Origin of the sequence: Novosphingobium sp. SG707 (assembly GCF_012275515.1) — a bacterium.
Taxonomy (GTDB): Bacteria; Pseudomonadota; Alphaproteobacteria; order Sphingomonadales; family Sphingomonadaceae; genus Novosphingobium.
In genome coordinates this window covers 179,769-199,769 of the sequence record NZ_JAAZQL010000004.1, presented here as the reverse complement: position 1 = coordinate 199,769, position 20,001 = coordinate 179,769, and the positions used below count along the sequence as shown (strand labels likewise).

General features: G+C 62.8%; 15 protein-coding genes and 3 tRNA genes. 9 read left to right on the top strand and 9 right to left on the bottom strand.

All coding sequences use genetic code 11. The features are described from left to right. Positions 1–136 precede the first annotated feature (136 nt). A complete protein-coding gene (locus FHW92_RS13335; protein ID WP_168603758.1) occupies positions 137–2,515 on the bottom strand; it encodes an autotransporter domain-containing protein in 2,379 nt (792 codons plus the stop codon). 281 nt (positions 2,516–2,796) lie between these two features. Here FHW92_RS13335 and fghA point away from each other — a divergent pair, with 281 nt between their 5' ends. Further along, complete coding sequence (gene fghA, locus FHW92_RS13330) at positions 2,797–3,636, top strand: S-formylglutathione hydrolase (protein ID WP_282599748.1); 840 nt, start codon at positions 2,797–2,799, stop codon at positions 3,634–3,636. A 169-nt stretch (positions 3,637–3,805) separates the two neighbouring features. Here fghA and FHW92_RS13325 read toward each other — a convergent pair. From FHW92_RS13325 to FHW92_RS13315, 3 genes are all read right to left on the bottom strand, one after another. Continuing rightward, a tRNA-Gly gene (locus tag FHW92_RS13325) sits at positions 3,806–3,880 on the bottom strand. 42 nt (positions 3,881–3,922) lie between these two features. Then, positions 3,923–3,997 (bottom strand) — tRNA-Gly (locus FHW92_RS13320). A gap of 42 nt (positions 3,998–4,039) precedes the next feature. Further along, positions 4,040–4,114, bottom strand: a tRNA-Gly gene (locus FHW92_RS13315). Positions 4,115–4,362: 248 nt separating this feature from the next. Between FHW92_RS13315 and FHW92_RS13310 the strand changes: the two genes are divergently transcribed. Continuing rightward, positions 4,363–5,271 carry a tetratricopeptide repeat protein gene (locus tag FHW92_RS13310; RefSeq protein WP_349237686.1) on the top strand — a complete coding sequence of 303 codons (909 nt, stop codon included), beginning with the start codon at positions 4,363–4,365 and terminating at the stop codon, positions 5,269–5,271. 3 nt (positions 5,272–5,274) lie between these two features. Then, positions 5,275–5,880 carry an LON peptidase substrate-binding domain-containing protein gene (locus tag FHW92_RS13305; RefSeq protein WP_168603756.1) on the top strand — a complete coding sequence of 202 codons (606 nt, stop codon included), beginning with the start codon at positions 5,275–5,277 and terminating at the stop codon, positions 5,878–5,880. 182 nt (positions 5,881–6,062) lie between these two features. Here FHW92_RS13305 and FHW92_RS13300 read toward each other — a convergent pair whose 3' ends face one another. Continuing rightward, a complete protein-coding gene (locus FHW92_RS13300; protein ID WP_246870155.1) occupies positions 6,063–6,860 on the bottom strand; it encodes a metallophosphoesterase family protein in 798 nt (265 codons plus the stop codon). Between the two features lie 187 nt (positions 6,861–7,047). Here FHW92_RS13300 and FHW92_RS13295 point away from each other — a divergent pair, with 187 nt between their 5' ends. Continuing rightward, positions 7,048–7,476, top strand: coding sequence for a VOC family protein (locus FHW92_RS13295; protein ID WP_168603754.1), 429 nt, complete (start codon positions 7,048–7,050; stop codon positions 7,474–7,476). A gap of 22 nt (positions 7,477–7,498) precedes the next feature. On the opposite strand, the gene nhaA is transcribed toward FHW92_RS13295, so the two are convergent. Beyond that, positions 7,499–8,698, bottom strand: coding sequence for a Na+/H+ antiporter NhaA (nhaA, locus tag FHW92_RS13290; protein ID WP_168603753.1), 1,200 nt, complete (start codon positions 8,696–8,698; stop codon positions 7,499–7,501). A 91-nt stretch (positions 8,699–8,789) separates the two neighbouring features. On the opposite strand from nhaA, the gene FHW92_RS13285 reads away from it, so the two are divergent. The 5 genes from FHW92_RS13285 (at position 8,790) to FHW92_RS13265 (ending at position 15,073) form a co-directional block, all read left to right on the top strand. Beyond that, positions 8,790–10,238, top strand: coding sequence for a glycosyl transferase family protein (locus FHW92_RS13285; RefSeq protein WP_168603752.1), 1,449 nt, complete (start codon positions 8,790–8,792; stop codon positions 10,236–10,238). Then, positions 10,238–11,527 (top strand): hypothetical protein, encoded by a 1,290-nt coding sequence (locus FHW92_RS13280; protein WP_168603751.1) that lies wholly within the window; start codon positions 10,238–10,240, stop codon positions 11,525–11,527. Before FHW92_RS13285 ends, FHW92_RS13280 begins: the two co-directional genes overlap by 1 nt. A 69-nt stretch (positions 11,528–11,596) precedes the next feature. Next, positions 11,597–12,508 carry a sulfite exporter TauE/SafE family protein gene (locus tag FHW92_RS13275; protein ID WP_168603750.1) on the top strand — a complete coding sequence of 304 codons (912 nt, stop codon included), beginning with the start codon at positions 11,597–11,599 and terminating at the stop codon, positions 12,506–12,508. Then, a complete protein-coding gene (locus FHW92_RS13270) occupies positions 12,505–13,284 on the top strand; it encodes a TIGR02186 family protein (RefSeq protein ID WP_168603749.1) in 780 nt (259 codons plus the stop codon). Before FHW92_RS13275 ends, FHW92_RS13270 begins: the two co-directional genes overlap by 4 nt. A 91-nt stretch (positions 13,285–13,375) precedes the next feature. Next, complete coding sequence (locus FHW92_RS13265; RefSeq protein WP_246870154.1) at positions 13,376–15,073, top strand: DUF87 domain-containing protein; 1,698 nt, start codon at positions 13,376–13,378, stop codon at positions 15,071–15,073. An 11-nt stretch (positions 15,074–15,084) separates the two neighbouring features. Here FHW92_RS13265 and FHW92_RS13260 read toward each other — a convergent pair whose 3' ends face one another. The 3 genes from FHW92_RS13260 to FHW92_RS13250 are packed head-to-tail and all read right to left on the bottom strand — an operon-like array spanning position 15,085 to position 19,974. Then, the gene (locus FHW92_RS13260; protein WP_172249279.1) at positions 15,085–16,524 is read right to left on the bottom strand and encodes an MATE family efflux transporter; all 1,440 of its coding nucleotides are present in this window, start codon (positions 16,522–16,524) and stop codon (positions 15,085–15,087) included. Continuing rightward, complete coding sequence (locus FHW92_RS13255) at positions 16,521–17,264, bottom strand: 7-carboxy-7-deazaguanine synthase QueE (protein ID WP_168603748.1); 744 nt, start codon at positions 17,262–17,264, stop codon at positions 16,521–16,523. The genes FHW92_RS13260 and FHW92_RS13255 overlap by 4 nt, the downstream gene beginning before the upstream one ends. A gap of 10 nt (positions 17,265–17,274) precedes the next feature. Then, positions 17,275–19,974, bottom strand: coding sequence for a valine--tRNA ligase (locus FHW92_RS13250; protein WP_168603747.1), 2,700 nt, complete (start codon positions 19,972–19,974; stop codon positions 17,275–17,277). Positions 19,975–20,001: the final 27 nt, after the last annotated feature.

The following is a 20,001-nucleotide window of genomic DNA, read 5'->3' as shown; positions in this document are numbered from 1 at the left end:
GTCTCCTTCCCGCCTGTTTAGGCGATGGAGGTGACATGGCTGTGGCGATTGCGTGATGCTTGTGTGACAGAAGCCCAAACGAAAAAGGGCGACGCCGCAGCGCCGCCCTTTCAGGAATTGCAAGGATCGCGAAGGATCAGAATTCGAGGCGAATGCCCAGATTGATGCCATGCGCCATGTAATTGCTGCGATAGGTGCCCTGATAGCCGATGAACAGCGCGCCCGCATCGTCGAACACAAAGTTGACACCGGCATTGGTATCGACCTGGCTGTTGGCCTGGGCCAGACCCGTCACGGTGAACTGCGTATCGGCCTGACCGTTCATCAGCGCCGTCACGGTGTTGCCCGAACCGGTGATCTTCGAACGATAGGTCGCGGTCAGATAGGGGCGCAGCATGCCCTTCGAGCGGGTCAGCGAAAGGCCCGCCAGCCATTCGGTGCGATCCGCGCTGATGCCGTTGACGCTCAGATTGGCCGCGCCCGCGCCGGTTTCGGTGAAGGCCTTGATCTTGCCCTTGTTGAAGTCGATCCCGACAAAAGGTTCGGCCGTCCAGCCATTGGCCTTCAGCTCAAACCCGACCTTGCCGGTGGCCTTGAACAGATCCTCGCCCGCCGAGCCGGTGGCCGTGCGCGAGTAGGCGCCGATGGTGATGAGCTTGGTCGTGCTCATCTTGCCCATGTGATAGCTGGCGATACCGGTCAGATGCAGCGGGCCGAAGTTCTTGCCCACATAGGCGGCCACCGCATAATCGCGGTTCGTACCGGTCAGATTAGCCAACGCGTAATGCAGCTTGTCCCAAGACAGGTTGACGGCCAAACCATAGACATGGCTGGGGCCCGAGAAGTCATAGCCGGCGGCGATCGCGGTGATTTGATCGCGGGTGCGATAGCCGCCCACGGTCGAGGCCGTCGAGGAGAAGCTGCCCTGCGCCATCGGCGTCAGCCACCAGCCGTCTTCGGGATGGTCGCTGTTCTGATCCTTCAGGCGCATGTCGATGGTGCGATGGAACAGGTTGGCCTGATCGCGCAGCGCCGTGGCATAGGCCAGATAGCCCTCGGGCGAGATTTCATCGAGGAACAGCTTGGCATCAGAGACGCCCAGAATATCGACCGTGCCCAGCAGGGTGGCCGCATCCGAGCCGGTGCTGGCCGTGGCGGTGGCCAGCAGGCCGGTGGTGCCCGCAACCGTGCCGTCGGTATGGCCCAGCGCCTTGGAAACGGCGATCTGGTTGGCGTTGGCGCCATTGGCGGCCATCACCGTGTCATAGGAATTGTGCGTGGCGGTGAACTGATAATCGGTGCCGGTGCTGCTGGTCACCGCGCCCACCTTGGTAAAGGTGGTGAACAACAGGTTGGTGCCGTTGTTGACGGTGAAACTGGAGAAGTCGCCCGTGATGCCGCCATTGGCATGGATCACGTTGAACACCGTGCCGGTGGAATAGAAGCCCGCCGTGACGTTCAGGTTCAGCGTGCCGCTCAGCGATGCGGTGCCGGTGGTGTAGAGCTGGCTGTAGGTGGTGCCGGCCGCGGTGGTCGCGCTGCCCGCCGGATAGATCGGGATGTTGAGCGTGCCGTTGGCGCCCTGAACATAATTGCCGTAAACAGTGACCTTGGCGGGCGCCGAGGCAGTCCCGATCCACAACTGGCTGTTGGTGATCGTCCCGTCGGTGTTGACCGTGGTGTTGTTGTTGTTCAGCGTCGAGGTGCCGCCGGTGGTGTAATAATAGCCAACCGTGCTGCCGTTATACAGGTACATCGTACCCGCATTGCTCAGCGTGGTGTTGTCGCCCGAGGCAAAGACGCCGGTGAACGTGCCGCCAAAGCCATTGGTGAAGGACACCGTATTGGTGCCGACCGTGGCCGAAACCGGCGATTGGCTGAACGTACCGGTGAAGATGCCGGTGTTGACGGCGGTGATGCTGCCGCTGGCCGTCACCGCGCCGGTAAAGCCGTAGGTGGTGTTGTAATTATAGAAATAGGCGCGGTTGCCGTCGGTGTTCGTGCCATAGACGATGTTGCCCGTCACGGCGGCGGTGGCGGCGGTGTTGTTGATGAACGTGCCGTTGACGCCGAAAGTAACCGCAGGCGTGCCCGAATAGGCGGTCAGCGTGCCGTTGTTGGTCACGGTCGAATTGGCGCCCACGGTGATCGCGCCCGCGCCCGACGTGCTGCTGGTCGAGGTGATCGTACCATTGTTGGTGATCGTGGCATTGTCGCCATACTGCACGCCATAGATCGCGCCGGTGTTGGTCACCGTGCCTGCGTTGGTCAGCGTGCCCGAAGTGCCGATCACCAGCGGCGCGGTCACGCTCGATCCAGAGGTAACAGAGACATTCACACCCGAGGCCGTGTTCGTATAGGCGGCCGAAGTGCCCGAACAGGTGACGGTGGAGCCGCTGGCCGTGCAATCGGCCCAGGCCACACCCGGCGTCATCAACGCGGTGGACGCAAGGGCAATGGGCGCAAAACGGCGCGCGCGGGTGGTGCGGCTGAGCAAGTTAATCGACCGGGCCATGTCCGTGTCTGTCCTTCGTCTTTCGAATGTCTACCCCGAATGGGGCGAGTGGCGCTCGCCGAGTGAACGCCGGATGAATAGGGTGTTGCGGGACGTGCAGGGATTAGCGGCCAAAGGCAAGGGGGAATAAGGTGAACCGAGCCTGTTGACCCCTTGAAGAAGCGCGGAACTGTACAGTATGCCCGATTTTACAAAGTAAGATTCCTTGTGCGGCAACAGTTTTAGGGCATTTTTCCGGCTCGTCGCCAATGGCGCGCGAACAGGGCAAGGAGAGGCATGACATGACATTGGAAATGATCAGCAGCAACCGCAGCTTTGGCGGCACGCAGGGGGTCTATGCCCATGATTCGCAACAGACCGGCACGCGCATGACCTTCTCGGTCTTTGTGCCCGATCATGCGCCGGGCGCGCGGCTGCCGGTGCTGTGGTATCTCTCGGGCCTGACCTGCACCCATGCCAATGTGACCGAGAAGGGCGAGTTCCGCCGGGCCTGCGCCGAGGCGGGGGTGATCTTTGTTGCGCCCGATACGTCGCCGCGCGGCGATGATGTGGCCGATGACGATGCCTATGACTTTGGCAAGGGTGCCGGTTTCTATGTCGATGCGACGCAGCAGCCGTGGTCGCCGCATTTCCGCATGCGTTCCTATATCGAGGGCGAATTGCCCGCCTTGCTGGCCGAGCATTTCCCGGCGGACATGGAGCGGCAGGGCATCACCGGCCATTCAATGGGAGGGCATGGCGCGCTGACCATCGCACTGCGCAATGCGGGGCGGTTCCGGTCGGTCTCGGCCTTTGCGCCGATCGTGTCGCCGCTCAACTGCCCCTGGGGCGAAAAGGCGCTGGGGGGCTATCTGGGCGATGATCGCGGGGCGTGGCGCGAATATGACGCCGTGGCGCTGATCGAGGATGGGGCGCGTTTGCCCGATCTGCTGGTCGATCAGGGTGAGGCTGATGGTTTCCTTGAGGGACAGTTGAAAACGCAACTGCTGGTGGAAGCTTGCGAGAAAGTCGGTCAGCCCGCGACGATCCGGATGCAGCCGGGCTATGACCATTCCTATTACTTCATCTCAACCTTCATGGCCGAGCATGTGGCATGGCATGCCGAGCGGATGAAGGCGTAAAGAGAGGGGGGCGGCGTGCATAAGTGCGCCGCCTTTGATGTTGAGCGCGGCGAAGGGATACGAACCATTCAGCGAAGCCGCTTGCGGCGCAGCGCAACGAATGATCCCGGAGGGTTTGCCTCGGACAGGCTCTGTACAGGCCTGCATCATCCTAACTGTCTGGAAAAATTGGAGCGGGCGAAGGGATTCGAACCCTCGACCCCAACCTTGGCAAGGTTGTGCTCTACCCCTGAGCTACGCCCGCTCGGGCTTGGCCAAACCCATAAGGGCGAGGCCGGGTGAAACTTGGAGCGGGCGAAGGGATTCGAACCCTCGACCCCAACCTTGGCAAGGTTGTGCTCTACCCCTGAGCTACGCCCGCTCGGGCTTGGCCAAACCCATAAGGGCGAGGCCGGGTGAAACTTGGAGCGGGCGAAGGGATTCGAACCCTCGACCCCAACCTTGGCAAGGTTGTGCTCTACCCCTGAGCTACGCCCGCTCTGGCGTTTCGGCAATGGAGCGGGGCGCTCCGTTGCGGGGTGAGGCGGCCCTTTAACGAGGCTCTTTCACCTTGCCAAGCACAATCTTCACATCTTTTCATTTTCATGGGCAAAAGATCGCGCCGCGCCCCATCGGCCTCGCCGCGCCTTTGCGCCAAAACGCGCTTTATCCCTTCACAAACGCCGCGAAAGGTCCACATAGGGGGCCAAGGCGCCCGATGGGGCGCACAGACTGATGGAGTACCGCGTGGCAAGTCTTGGCCTGAGCATCGAAGAACAGAAAGCCGTGGATCGCTTCCGCAAGGCGGTGGTCGAGCCTTCGATGAGCCAATTGGTGATTCTCGATTTCTGGGCCGAATGGTGCGGCCCGTGCAAGGCGCTGACCCCGGTGCTGGAAAAGGTCGCGGCCGAATATGCCGACAAGGGCGTCGTGCTGGCCAAGGTCAATGTGGACGAGGAAGGCTTTATCGCCAGCCAGTTTCAGGTCCGCTCGATCCCGACCGTCTATGCGATCTTTCAGGGGCAGCCGATTGCCGACCTGACCAATGCGCGCGGCGAATCGCAATTGAAGGCGATGCTGGACCAGCTGCTCAAGCAATTGCCGATCCAGCCTGCCGGTGATCCCAAGCCCGACCTCGAACCGCTGCTGGCGATGGGCGAGGAGGCGCTGGATGCGGGCGATGGCGAGCGCGCGGCCAATATCTTTGGCCAGATTGCCGAAATCGCCCCCGACAGCGCGGCGGCCCACGCCGGACTGATTCGCGCGCTGGTGCTTGGCGGTCAGGTTGAGGAAGCCGAGGCGGTGCTGATCGCGCTTGATCCGGCGCTGGCCGCCGATCCGGCGGTGGAGCGGGCCAAGGCCGCGCTCGAACTGGCCAAGGATGCGCCTGAGGATGGCGAACTGGTCGCGCTGAAGGCGGCGGCCGAGGCCGCGCCCGATGACCATCAGGCCGGGTTTGATTATGCCAGCGCGGCCTTTGCGGCGGGCGACCGCGATGCGGCGGCGGCCACGCTGCTGCGCCTGATCGCGGCGGACCGGACATGGAACGAAGGCGCCGCCCGCGCCAAGCTGCTCCAGATCTTCGAGGCCATCGGCCTTGAGGACGCATGGGTTTCGGCCCAGCGGCGCAAGCTGTCCACCATCCTGTTTGGCTGATCGATGCGCGTCTCGATCTTTCCTCTTACCGGCGCGATGCTTTATCCGGGCCTCAGCCTGCCGCTGCATATTTTCGAGCCACGCTATCGGGCCATGGTGTCCGACGCGCTGGCGCGGGATCGGCGCATCGGCATGATCCAGCCGCACAAGGCCGAGGAGGGCGCGCCGCTCTATGAGGTCGGCACGCTGGGCCATATTCAGGAGGTCGAGGCGCTGCCCGACGGCCGCTTCAACATTGTGCTGGTCGGCGAGGCGCGTTTTCGCATCCTGCGTGAGATGACGGTGGTGACGCCGTTCCGTCAGGTCGAGGCCGAATTGCTGCCCGAGGCCGAGCATCAGATTATCAGCGCGGTCGAACGCGCGATGTTCGAGCGCGAGGCGCGCCACTTTGCCGATGCCCAGGGTTATGCGGTCGATTGGGAACAAGTGACGCGGCTGGACGATCAGTCGCTGATCAATGGTGTAGCCCAGATCGCGCCTTTCGATGCGGCTTCGAAACAGGCGCTGCTGGAATGCGGCGATCTGACCGAGCGCTGCGAATTGCTGGTGCAACTGATGCAGTTCTATGGCCGCCGTGACGGCGATGAGGGCGCGGCCACATTGCAATAGAACGCAGAAGGCGCCGTAGTGATGGTCCCGGCGCCTTCTGCATTTTCGGCAGTTTTTCGCACCGCGGGCGTGTTCTCCGGGAAAGCGCGAACCGCGGAAAAGCTCTGAACCGACCCGCTGCGCATGTTGTTCTTGTTCAACCAACCATCGCGATGACCTCGCGCAGGCTTGCCGCTATTCGTTCATTTTTCGAGACGAATGCTGATTTTTTCTTCTTCGACCAAGGTGGAAAGCAGCAATTGCTCCTCACCTTCCAGCAACAAGGCGGTCAGGCGCCCCGATTGATAGGCGCCCGTGTCGATGCCGATCCGATTGCGCCGGATTTCGGGGTCATCGGTGATGGTGTGGCCATGCACGATCACGCTGCCATGGGCCTGCTCGCTCGACAGGAATGGTTCGCGGATCCAGCGCAGATCGGCCGGTATCTGCGCCTCAAGAGCAACACCGGGGCGGATACCGGCATGGACAAAGGCATAATCGCCGATCTGCAGACACGCCTCAAAGGTGCCAATGAAATCAATCCATTCCTGCGTGATGGCCTGCTGCATCAGGACCTGCAGTTCTTCCCATGAAGCATCGGCATAGGTCTTTTCGTCGATCCCGAAGCTGATAAGCGTTTCGCGCCCGCCATACTGGACGAATTGGCGCAGCACCTCGATCCGTTCCAGCGAGTGGATCAGCATTTCCTCATGATTGCCCATCAGGATATGCATTGCCTTGCCCGCCGCGCGGCGTTCCTGCTGCCATTGGCGGGCCAGCGCCAGCACGCCCAGACTGGCCGGGCCGCGGTCGATCAGATCGCCCAGCAGGATGATCGTGGTCTTGGCCGGGCCGCGCTTCTGATCCTCGGCCATGATCGCGCCCATCAGCGCCTCGAACAGATCGAGACGCCCATGGATGTCGCCAATTGCGAAAACCCTTTCGCCATCGGGAATACGCGGCGCGCTGGCCGAGGCTGTGCCTGCGAACAACTTGCGCAACGCTCCTAGCATAATTCTGTCTGCCCTATATTCGTGAACCCCATGGCCTTACGGGTGGCGCCGATCAGGGTCAAGTTTAAGGGCGGCTGGACCAAGGTGGACGCGCTAGACCGGAAATTCCAGCTTGCCCATCTTGGATTACCGTGGCTTTGCTGATGATGACTGGCGATGAGTGGAGTTTTTAGCCGTGACGAAATTTCTGCACACGATGATCCGCGTGACCGACCCGGACGCGACCATCGCCCTGTTCGACCTGCTGGGTTTGAAGGAAACGCGCCGCTTTTCCAGCGAGAAGGGCCGTTTCACGCTGATCTATCTGGCCTGTCCCGGGCAGGATTATGAAGTTGAGCTGACCTATAACTGGCCCGCCGAGGATGGCAGCGCCGAGACCTATACCGGCGGCCGCAATTTCGGCCATCTGGCGTTTCAGGTCGAGGATATTTACGCCACGTGCCAGACGCTGGCCGATGCCGGGGTAACGATCAACCGTCCGCCGCGCGACGGTCATATGGCCTTTGTCAAAACGCCCGACGGGATCAGCATCGAATTACTGCAAAACGGCCGTTTGGAACCCGCCGAGCCCTGGCTTTCCATGCCCAATATCGGCAGTTGGTAAATCGTCCGGGGGGCAGGGTGCTTCAGCCGCTCTGCCCCCGATTGCTCGGGGCCATTTCGTTCTGGCCCAGCCGCAGCAGCATCGCCCCGATCGCGCCCGAAATCAGCGACCCGGCCAGAATGCCCATGCGTATCGCATTTTCCCGCAGCGGATCGGGCGCAAAGGCCAGCGTGCTGATAAACATGCTCATGGTAAAGCCGATGCCCGCCAATTGCCCGACGCCCAGTGCCTGAAGCCAGTTGACGCCTTCGGGTCTGCGCGCAAAGCCGGTGATTTCGGCCAGCCACATCGCCCCCAGCACGCCCACCGGCTTGCCCAGCACCAGCCCCGCGCCAATGGCCAGCGGCAGCGTCATGTCGGCCACGCCGCCATCCAGCCGCACCCCGGCATTCACCAGTCCGAACAGCGGCACGATGACCAGCCCGCTCCATGGCGCCAGCGCATGTTCCAGGCGGAGCAGCGGGCTGTCATGGCGCTCGTCCAGCGCGATGGGCACCGTCAGTGCCGCCAGCACGCCCGCCACCGTGGCATGCACCCCCGAATGCAACACACACCACCACAGCGCCACCGCCATCAGGCCATAGGGCCAGACCCGGCTGCAGCCCATCCGGTTGAACGCTATGCCGACACCCAGCACGCAAGCCCCCGCGCCCAACCACGCCAGATCGACATGCGCGGTATAGCCCAGCGCGATCACGATCACCGCGCCAATGTCATCCACCACCGCCACCGTCAGCAGGAACAGCCGCAAGGATCGCGGCACGCATCGGCCCAGCAGCGCAATCACCCCCATGGCAAAGGCAATATCGGTGGCCGAGGGGATGGCCCAGCCGCGCTGCAGCCCCGGATGGCCGCGCACCACAAGCAGATAGATCGCCGCCGGCACCGCCATGCCCGCCAGCGCGGCCAGCACCGGCAACCGCCTTTGCCGCGCATCGGCCAGATTGCCGATCAGCACCTCGCGCTTCACCTCCAGCCCGACCGTGAAGAAGAACGCCACCATGATCCCATTGCCCATCACATCGCGCAGCGTGGAGAGATGGGGCAGATCCGGCGTGAATAGCGGTCCATCAAGCATTTTTGTCCATGCCGATGACCATGGCGAATTACTTATCACTATCGCTGCCAGGGTCGCGAAAGCCAGTAAAACGCCCGCGAGAACTTCCTGGTCCCGCGCAAGTTTTTGGACAAAATTGCGCGTTCTAGTGAAAAATGACGTCACATATCCCTCGTGTCGAGAATTGGCATTGCTTCAATAAGTGATTCTTACTACTTATATAACCTTAAGTGCCAACAAGGGGGTTGTCGCGTCGATGTCCTTTGCCGCGTCAGGTGGCTGGACCTTAGTTGAGTGGCTGCTGTTGATCGAGCGGGAATTGCTGCTCTTTGCGCTCTTCTGGTTTGTGATCGGTATGGTGGATGAACTGGCCGTCGACGCCATTTGGTTCTGCATGCGCCTTAAACCGGGTTTCCGTACACCATATCTCTCGCGAGATGTATCGCAAGGGCGTCTGGACGGGCGCCTTGCGGTATTTGTTGCCTGTTGGCACGAGGCCGACGTGATCGGCGCAACGGTTGCCAATATGCTGCGCTGCTGGAAAGAAAGCGAATATATTCTGTATATAGGCTGCTATTGCAATGACCCGGCCACGGTGGCTGCGGTCACTGCGATCGGCGGCAGCGATCCGCGCCTGCGCATTGTCATCCATGACAAATTCGGCCCCACCACCAAGGCCGATTGTCTCAACCGCATCTATAAGGCGATGTGCGCGGACGAACAAAGGCTGGGTCAGCGTTTCAAGGGCATAGTGCTGCATGACAGCGAGGATATGGTCCATCCGCTCGAACTGATGCTGATCGACAGGGCGTTGTCCGATGTGGAATTCGTGCAATTGCCGGTCCGTCCCGAAATTCCTGAAGGCGCCCATTGGGTGGCTGGGCATTACTGCGACGAATTTGCCGAGGCCCATGCCCGCGCGATGCCGGTGCGCGATGCGCTGGGCGCGGGCCTGCCCGCTGCGGGTGTCAGCTGCGGCTTCTCGCGCGACATGCTTGAACTGATCGGTGAGGTCCGCATGATGGGATCGGCCGACGGTCCCTTTGCCGCCGATTGCCTGACCGAGGATTATGAGCTGGGCATGTTGATCCCGCATCTGGGCGGGCGTGGTTGCTTTCTGCGCTGCCGCGATGCCGATGGCCATCTGATCGGCACGCGCTCCTATTTCCCCGATACGGTGCTGACCTCGGTCCGGCAAAAGACGCGCTGGATGCATGGGATCTGCCTTCAGGGCTGGGACCGCCTGGGGTGGAACGCGCGGCTGGTCGATATCTGGATGTCGATTCGTGACCGGCGCGGGCCGCTGATCGCACTGGTGCTGTTTGCCGCCTATATCTTGCTGCTGGTCGAAGGCGTGCTGGCCGTGGCGCGGCTCTGGCTGGGCAAGGATATGCCGCAATTGGCGCCGCCGCCTGCCTATCTGCATTATGCGATGAACCTGTGCGCGATGGGGCTGGTGTGGCGTTCGTTCATGCGTGCCTTGTTCACCGGACGTGAATATGGCTGGCGCGAGGGGCTGCTGGCGCCGTTGCGGCTGCCGGTGGCCAATGTGGTGATGATTCTGGCCGCGCGGCGGGCGCTTTGGGCCTATTGCCGCAGTCTGGGCGGCGCGCGCGTGGTGTGGGACAAGACGGAGCATATGGTCCATCCTTCGCTGGTCGCTTCGGCACCGCCGCCGCCTTGCCCGATGGAAAACGCCGCCTGATGCGCCGTCCCGATACTTTGCCGGATCGGTTCCGCCGACCTCGGAAACGGGGCGAACCGCTGGTGATGTTTGCGGCGGTGCTGATGCTGTGGATGGGAGGGCGCACGGCCACCTGGGAAAAACTGTCGATGGCGGTGCGTCCCGATGATCTCCGGGCGGAATTGCCTGCCTTGCCCGGCCTTGTCAGGCAGCCATGGGGCAAGGGGAGCGATTTTTCGTTCATCGCGGCGGCGCCCGAAAAGGCTTCGACCGGGGCGCTGCGAATGGACGGGGCGATGCATCGGACGGCCGTCCCCGTTCTGGCGGCGCCTTTGCCTTCCTTGCCGGACACGCCTTTGCAGCCTCTGGCGCTGACACTGGTTGATCCTCTGGCCGAGGTGACGGGCGCCAGAGCGATGAACGCGGCCACCCAGCAGGTGCTGTATATGTCCTCCATGGCCAACCTGCCTTTGCCCGCCGGAATGCAGGTCCGGCTGCACCGCCATCGCAGGCTTCAGCCCGGGCGCGACGGCATGGGCAATATCAACGCCGTATTGGCCGTGACGCATGAGGACGAGGGCGGCGAACTGGTGGTTCCGCGTGAGAAGCTGCATGGCCAGCCCGCCGGGCGGCGCGTGGCAGAACGGCGTTGGTCGGGCGATGGCTGGCTCTTGATGCGTCAGGGTGGCAACGATCACGCTCTGGCCGGGGGCAGCGCGCCTTATGGGCCGACCTATGGCGCGAACCAGATCGGCGCAGTGCTGCGCTATCGTCTGATCCCCGGTGAGGCGCATAAGCTGACCGCCTATACGCGTGCCTATGGCGCATTGAACGGCACGGGCGAGCGCGAGGTGGCCGCAGGCCTGTCGCTGCGCCCCGTTCCGGCTGTGCCGGTGATCGCCATGGCCGAAATTCGCGCCAGCCAGTTTCAGTCGGGCCAGACCCATGCCCGCCCGGCGGTCAGTCTGGTCACCGAAATTCCGCCGGTGCCGCTGGGTCGCCGGATCGAGGCGGAAACCTATGTGCAGGCCGGTTATGTCGGTGGGGCGGCGTCCACCCCCTTCATCGACGGCCAGATCCGGGTGGAGCAGGTGGTCTCGCATGGGAGTGGGGCGGAACTGCGCATGGGGCTTGGCGCGTGGGGCGGCGCTCAGCAGGGGGCGAACCGGCTGGATGTCGGCCCTACGCTGCGCCTCGGGATGCGGCAGGGGCAGGTGGGCGCGCGGATCGCCATCGACTATCGGTTGCGGGTGCGGGGCAATGCCATGCCCACCTCGGGCCCGGCGCTCACGCTGTCCGCAGGTTTTTGACGCGGGAAAGGCGGGATGAGCCGGGCGGGGCTTTCCCGCGCGGCATTCAGGCGCTAGCGTGGGGACGCTATGGATGTCTATCTTCCCATTGCCAATCTGTCGGTCAACGGCCTGATTATCATCGGGCTTGGGCTGCTCACGGGCATGTTGTCGGGCATCTTCGGCGTGGGCGGGGGGTTTCTGACCACGCCGCTGTTGATCTTCTACGGCATTCCCCCAACGGTTGCGGCGGCTTCGGCTGCCAGCCAGGTGACTGGGGCCAGCGTGTCGGGCATGTTGGCGCATCACCAGCGCGGCGGGGTGGATTACCGCATGGGGCTGGTGCTGGTGGCGGGCGGCGTGTTGGGCACGGGGCTGGGGGCGTTGCTCTTTAGCCTGCTGCAGGCGCTGGGGCAGATCGATACGGTCATCAACCTGCTTTATGTGTCGATGCTGGGCGGCATTGGCGCGATGATGGCGCGCGAGAGCATTCAGACCCTGCGGGCGGGCGGCACGGGCGCGCGCCCGGTGCGCAAGCGTCGGCATCATCCGCTGGTGACGCGTTTGCCGGGGCGGTGGCGGTTCTATCGCTCGGGCCTGTATATTTCGCCGCTGGCGCCTTTGCTGCTGGGCATGTTCACCGGCATTCTGACCATGCTGATGGGGATCGGCGGCGGTTTCGTGCTGGTTCCGGCCATGCTCTACATTCTGGGTATGAGCGCACAGGTGGTGGTGGGAACCAGCCTGTTTCAGATCCTGTTCGTGACCATGGCCACCACGATGATGCATGCGCTGACCACGCGGGCGGTGGATATTGTGCTGGCCGGACTGTTGCTGATCGGGTCGGTGTCGGGCGCGCAATTGGGCGCGCGTTTTGCCACTACGGCAAGCCCCGTCAAGCTGCGCCTTGCGCTGGCGGCCATCGTGCTGGCGGTCGCGGCGCGTATGGCGCTGGGGCTGACATGGCGGCCGGATGAAATCTTTACGGTGAGCCTGCTGTGAGGCGGCTGCTCGCCCTGCTTGCGCTTTATCTGCTGGCCGGGGCTCCTTGGGCTGCTGCGGCCGAGCCAGTGCTGGTCACCGATATTTCCCAGCATCGCATCGAATTGCGGCAGGGCTTTACTGGGGCGCAATTGCTGCTGTTTGGCGCGATCATGTCGCCCGATGGCGGCGGCCCGGTTGCGGGGGCAGCGCGCGATTATGATGTGGTGGTGGTGCTCGAAGGGCCCGCGCATCAGATGGTCCTGCGCGAAAAGCGCAAGGTGGCGGGCATGTGGGTCAATGCCGAATATACCACGCTGCGCTCGGTGCCCAGTTTCTATGCCGTGGTGGCCAATCGCCCGATCCGCCAGATTACCGATCCGCGCACAGCGGCGATTTACCAGCTCGGTCTCGATTCGCTGCAACTTTCGCCCAGCGACAGCATCGACCCCGCGCGCGAAACCCATTTCGCCAAGGGCCTTGTCGATCTGATGCAGCGGCAGGGCCTGTTTCATCAGGACGATTCGGGCGTCACCATCAATGGCGGCGTGCTTTACTCCGCGCGCATTGATTTGCCCTCAAGTGTGCAACCGGGGGTTTATACCGCCGAAACCTTTGCCGTGCGCAAGGGCCGCGTAGTGGCATCGGCCACGGCGCGGGTTGAGGTGGGCAAGCAGGGTTTTGAAAAAGCCGTCGCCGATTTTTCGCAAAAGGAAGCGTTGGCCTATGGGCTGATGGCCGTGGCGGTGTCGGTGGTGATGGGCTGGGTGGCGGGGCGGTTGTTCGCGCTGTTCTGAGCGGGTGATAATTAAGCCTAATATTAACCTTTTCTGCCCTATTCCCTGATGCAATGATAGGGGTTCGCATCTCGGTAAAGGCCCGATTGGCATGAATGACATGGCCAATTCTGGCTTTGGTGGCGCCTATGGCGCGCAGGGCACAGACCGGGCAGGACTGGGCGATCATGACGATCGCTTGCCCAATTCGGCCCAGCCGATGGGCGTGGTTCTGGAAATTTCGGGGGCGGGCGGGCTCATCGCGCTCGATCTGGAGCGTCTGGCTGAATGCGGCGCGGATGCGGACCCTTCGATTGCGCAATCGGGGCTTGTGGGCAGCCAGATCCGCATCATGGCTGGCCAGACCTGCCTGCTGGCCAGCATTCGTGACCAAAAACAGGGGCGCAGGGCCGATGAAGGCATCATCGCCACCGTGGATTTTCTGGGCGAGGGGACGCTCGATCCGCAAAGCGGGGCGCTGACCGGTTTCCGGCGCGGGGTGACGCAATATCCACTGCCCGGCGCGATGGTCTATCCGGCCAGCACGCGCGACCTGCGCCATATTTATTCGGGCGACGGGCGCGCGGTGGTCACCATCGGCAAGGTTCACCCGACCACCACGATCCGCGCCAGCCTTTATATCGATTCGCTGCTGGGCAAGCATTTTGCGCTGCTCGGTTCGACCGGTACGGGCAAGTCGACCGCGCTGGCGCTGATCCTGCACCGGATCTGCGAACTGGCGCCTCAGGGCCATATCCTGATGATCGACCCGCATGGCGAATATGCCAGCGCCTTTCGGCAGACGGGGTTGATCCTTGACGTGTCGAACCTGCAATTGCCCTATTGGCTGATGAATTTCGAGGAGCATTGCGAGATCCTCCTTTCCAGCCAGGGAGAGAACCGGCAGGTCGATGCCGAGATCCTGGGCAAATGCCTGTTGGCCGCGCGGCAGAAGAACCGGCTGGCCGAAGCGCTGGGCGGGCGGATCACGGTGGATTCGCCGGTGCCCTATCTGATCAGCGATCTTCAGGCGGTCCTGCACAATGAAATGGGCAAGCTGGAAAAGGCGACGACCACCGCGCCCTATGTCCGGTTGAAAAGCCGCATCGACGAATTGCGGGGCGATCCGCGCTTCAACTTCCTGTTTTCCGGCATGCTGGTGGGCGATACGATGGTGGATGTGCTCTCGCGCATGTTCCGCCTGCCCTCGGCGGGGCAGCCGATTGCGATCATCGACGTGTCAGGCGTGCCCTCGGAAGTCACCTCCACAGTGGTGGCGCTGCTCTCGCGGCTGGTGTTCGATTTTTCGATCTGGGCGCGCGAGGAGGATACCCGCCCCATCCTGCTGGTGTGCGAGGAAGCGCATCGCTATGTCCCCAATGAGAAGAACGCAGATGGTTCCTCGGTCGGCCGCATCCTGTCGCGCATTGCCAAGGAAGGGCGCAAATACGGCGTCTCGCTGGGCCTTGTTACCCAGCGGCCCTCAGATCTCGCCGAAGGCGTGCTGAGCCAATGCGGCACGATCCTGTCGATGCGTCTGAACAACGAGCGCGATCAGGCCTTTGTGCGCGCGGCCATGCCCGAGGGCGCACGCGGCTTTCTCGATTCGATCCCCGCGCTGCGCAACCGTGAATGCATCATCTGCGGCGAGGGTGTGGGCATTCCAATGCGTGTTTCGTTCGACGATCTGGAGGAAGCCAAGCGGCCCGCCTCCTCCGATCCGTCTTTCAGCCAGCTTTGGCGCCAGAGCGGCGATGATCACCAGATGGTGATGCGCACCGTCCAACGCTGGCGCACCCAAGGGCGCTGATTGACTGGGCGTTAGGCGGGACGGCCACCCGGCTTGGGCGTCGCCTTGCGCCAGTTTCCGCGCAGATAGATCGCGCTGGTCATCGCCACGGCGATCACCGCGCTGAACGGATAGGCATACCAGAGCGCATTGGCCCCCAGATAGGGAAAGGCGACAAAGTAGAAGCCCACGCGCGCCGGATACATGGCCACAAACATGATGACGAGCGGAAGGATCACCGTGCCATAAGCCCGCATCGTGCCCGTCAGGATCATCATGATGCCAAACAGCACGAAGGACACGCTGACGATCGGCTGCATATGCTGGGCGATCGGGATCGACGGGCTGCCGGGCACAAGGAACATGCGCAAAAGCGGCGCATCGAAGATCACGATCAGCACGGCCAGCGTCACCGTCACGCTCTCGTTCACGATCAGCCCTCGCATCGTGATCTTGCTGACCCGCTTGTGCAGCCCCGCGCCGACATTCTGCGCCACCATGGCCGAAACCGCGCTGGCAATGGCAAAGGCGGGCATTTGCAGATAGTTCCACAATTGCATCGACGCGCCATAGGCCGCAGCGGTCGCCACGCCCTCGCGGTTGACCAGCCCGACCATCACCAAACCGGCCGAGGAGACCAGCAGCATTTGCGCGCCCATCGGCAGACCCTTGGCGATGATAAAGCGCAGCTCATCCCCGCGCGGGCGCAGATAGGCCCATTCCTCACCCCGCAGCCGCAAGGGCAGGTCGCGCGCATAGATCCAGCCCAGCATCAGCGCCGCCCCGGCGAAATTGGCCGCCGCCGTCGACCATGCCGAACCCGAAATCCCCATCGCCGGGATCGGGCCAAAGCCGCGGATCAGCAGCGGGTTCATCGTGATGTCGATCAGCACGGTCAGGATCATCGCGAAAAGCGGCACCTTGGCGTCGCCCACTCCGCGCATACCCATCGAGAGCATGATCGAAATCGACCCGAACGGCATGGTGATGAACACCACGCGCAGATAGTCTAGCGCCTCGATCCGGCTTGCCTCGGGCGTGGCCATCAGATGCAGCAGCTTGGGCGCCAGCACCGAGCCGATGATGCCGATCAGCACCGAGAGCGCCACGCAAAAGCCCATGCCCGAGCCGAAAGTTACCCGCGCACTGTCCATATCGCGCGCGCCGAAGGATTGCCCCACGCGCACGGTCGTGGCCATGCCAAAGCCGAACACCGTGGCCATCATCAGGAACATGATGATGTTGACATTGGCCGTGGCCGCCAGCGCGCTTTCCCCGATCAGCTTGCCCACCCAAATCGAGTTGACCGTGCCGTTGAGCGTTTGCAGCAGGTTGGAGAGCAGGGTGGGAATCGAAAACAGCAGCAGCGTTTTCAGGATTGGCCCCTGCGTCAGATCGCCCCGCATCGGGGTGGCGTGGCCATGGGGGCGCGCATCGGAAGGCGGCGCTTCTTCGGTGACAAATTCGCTCATGTGCCTCTGGTGTCGCCGGAAAGATGAATATGCAAGCGGTCTGTCATCGCATAGCCGCGCTGCAGACAAAGATCAGCAATCCATACCATCCGCGCGCGCAGCGTTTCCGGGTCGCGCCCCTCGGGCATCAGGAAGATGCGCTCGGCAGGCAGGCCATGCTCGGCCGCCAGCGCAGCGACTTCGTCGACATCATCCGGCGTGGCGACAACGAATTTGAAGAAAGCCTTGGGATATTGGGCAAAAAAACGCAAAGCCTCGGGCCGGATGGCCAGATCGCGCGGGTTGCCCGAATGGCCCAGCTTGGGGCTGACATTATATTGGCCCACCCGCGCGGCCAGCGCCTCGGACGGCACAACCGACCCATTGCTCTCAATCTCGACCTGATAATTGCCCAGCGTAAAAAGATGATCGAGCATCCGCACCAGGGCAGGGGCTTGAAGCAAAGGCTCACCCCCGGTGATGACGAGTCGGCTTTGGCCAAAGGCGTGGATGGCCTCGGCAACCGCCGCTTCTGCCCAGACCAGTTGATTGTCGGCCCGGTCAAAGGCGATCCCGTCCTTGTGGGGCCGGTTGTCGCCCTCGAACCGCCAGGTGTAGGCCGTATCACACCATGCACACGCCAGATTGCAGCGCGACAGGCGCAGGAAGACGCAGGGGCGCCCGATGGACGCCCCTTCGCCTTGCAAGGCAGCAAAGATTTCCGGTTTGCCCGGAGTGATCGTTGCGAGTGCCAGAGTCATCGGGCCAGCATCATCCCAAACGCGCCAAGGCGGCGGCAAGGCGCGTGGCCTCGCTCTCGTGATGGGCGTGGTCGGCACGGGCCTTGTCGATGGCCTCGGGCTTGGCCTTTTCAACAAAGGCCGGGTTCGACAGGCGCTTGGAGAGCGAATCGCGCTCCTTCTCGCTGGCGGCCAAGGCTTTGGCCAGACGCGCCTTTTCCGCCGCCACGTCGATCAGCCCTTCGAGCGGAACGATGATATTGGCGTCGCCCGCGCCCACCTGCATCGCCGCGCCCGCAGGGGCCGGGGCAAAGTGGATCGCATCCAGACGCGCCAAACGGTCAATCGCCACCGGATTGCGGGTGATGATGCCGCGCGTCGCCTCGCTGGGGTCGGGCAAATAGGCGGTGAGGCGCGATCCGGGCGCAAGGCCCAGTTCCACCTTGGCCCCGCGCAGATTGCCGATGAGCGCAATCAGCCATTCGACCTCACGCTTGGCCTCGGCGTCCACTTCGGCCTGAGGGGCGGGCCATGCCGCCACGATCAATTCGCCATCGCGCGCGCCCAGCTTGCTCCACAGCTCTTCGGTCACAAAGGGCATGAAGGGGTGGAGCATGACCAGAATCTGATCCAGCACCCAACCGGCCACCGCCTTGGTTTCCTCATCGAAGGAACCCTTGATCAGTTCGATGTACCAGTCGCAGAAAGCATTCCACACGAATTGATAGATCGCGCTGGCCGCCGCATCAAAGCGCAGTTCGGCCATCGCCTTGTCGAGCGCGGCAACGGTTTCGACCACCTCGCCGATGATCCACTTGTTGACTGCGCTGGTGGCCACCGGAGCGGCTACCGAAGTGGATGCCGTGATGCCGTTGGATTGACAGAAACGCGCGGCATTCCAGAGCTTGGTCGCAAAGTTGCGATAACCCTCGACGCGCTTTTCATCCATCTTCACATCGCGGCCCTGCGATTCCATCGCCGCCATGAAGAAGCGCAAGGCATCCGCGCCATACTGGTCGATCAGGCCCAGCGGATCGACCACATTGCCCTTCGACTTGGACATTTTCTGCCCATCGGCCGCGCGCACCAGACCGTGCAGATAGAGCCGCTTCCACGGCACTTCCTTCATGAAGTGCATGCCCTGCATCGCCATGCGCGCATCCCAGAAGAACAGGATGTCAAAGCCCGACACCAGCAGATCATTGGGATAGTGCTTCTTTAGCAGCGGCGCGTCCTCGTCCGGCCAGCCCAGCGTGGCAAAAGGCCAGAGCGCCGAGGAGAACCACGTGTCGAGCACGTCGGAATCGCGGGTCAGCGCCTTGTTGCCGGCCAGAGCCTGCGCCTCTTCCTCGGTCTCGGCCACAAAGACCTGACCATCCTCGGCATACCACGCCGGAATGCGATGCCCCCACCACAGTTGACGCGACACACACCACGGCTGGATATTTTCCATCCAGTTGAAGAAGGTCTTTTCCCAGCTCTTGGGCACGATCTCGATGGCGCCGCTGCGCACCGCCTCAATCGGCTTTTGCGCCAGCACGGCGGCATTCACATACCATTGATCGGTCAGCCAAGGCTCGATCACCACCCCGCCGCGGTCGCCATAGGGTGTCTGGATCACGCGAGGTTCGGCGTCATGCTCGACCTCTTCGCCTTCCTTGCTTTTGGTGACATGCGGCACCAGCAGGCCATCGGCCTTCAGCCGCGCCACAACCGCCTTGCGTGCATCAAAGCGCTCCATCCCCACGAACTCGTCCGGGATCAGCCCATCGGCCACCTGCACCACATTGGCATCGGCATCGAGCATGTTGAGCATCTGGTTCGCCGCAATCCCTGCGCGCTTGCCCACTTCAAAGTCATTGAAGTCGTGGCCCGGCGTGATCTTGACCGCGCCCGTGCCGAGCGCCGGATCGGCATGTTCATCGGCCACGATGGGGATTAGACGGCCGGTAATGGGCAGCTTTACGAACTTGCCCACCACGCTCTTGTAGCGCTCGTCATCGGGATGAACCGCCACCGCCATATCGGCCAGCATGGTCTCCGGCCGCGTGGTGGCCACGACGATATGATCGCGCCCATCGGCCAGAGTCACGCCGTCTGCCAGCGGATAGCGGAAGCGCCAGAAATTGCCCTGAACCTCGCGCGTTTCCACCTCAAGGTCGGAAATCGCGGTCTTCAGCTTGGGGTCCCAGTTGACCAGACGCTTGTCGCGATAGATCAGCCCCTGATTATAGAGGTCGACAAATACCTTCACCACCGCCTTGGTGAAATGCGGGTCCATCGTGAACTGCTCGCGGCTCCAGTCCATCGAACAGCCCAGACGGCGCAACTGGCCGGTGATGGTGCCGCCGCTCTCGGCCTTCCATTCCCAGACCTTGTCGATAAATTGTTCGCGCGTGTAATTGGTGCGCTTGTCCTGGCGCGCTTCCATCTGGCGCTCGACCACCATCTGGGTTGCGATGCCGGCATGGTCCGTACCCACCACCCAGAGCGCATCCTTGCCGCGCAGGCGCTCGTAACGGATCACGATGTCCTGAAGCGTATTGTCCAGCGCATGGCCGATATGCAGCGACCCCGTCACGTTGGGCGGCGGGTTGACGATGGTAAAGGGCGCCGCATCGGGGCGCTCGGGGCGGAACAGGTTGTTCGCCTCCCAATGGCCATACCACTTGGCTTCGATCCCGGCCGGATCAAAGGTCTTATCGAGCATCTGGGCGGTTTCTTCGGTCATGTCATTTCCAACTATTTGGCAGCGGCC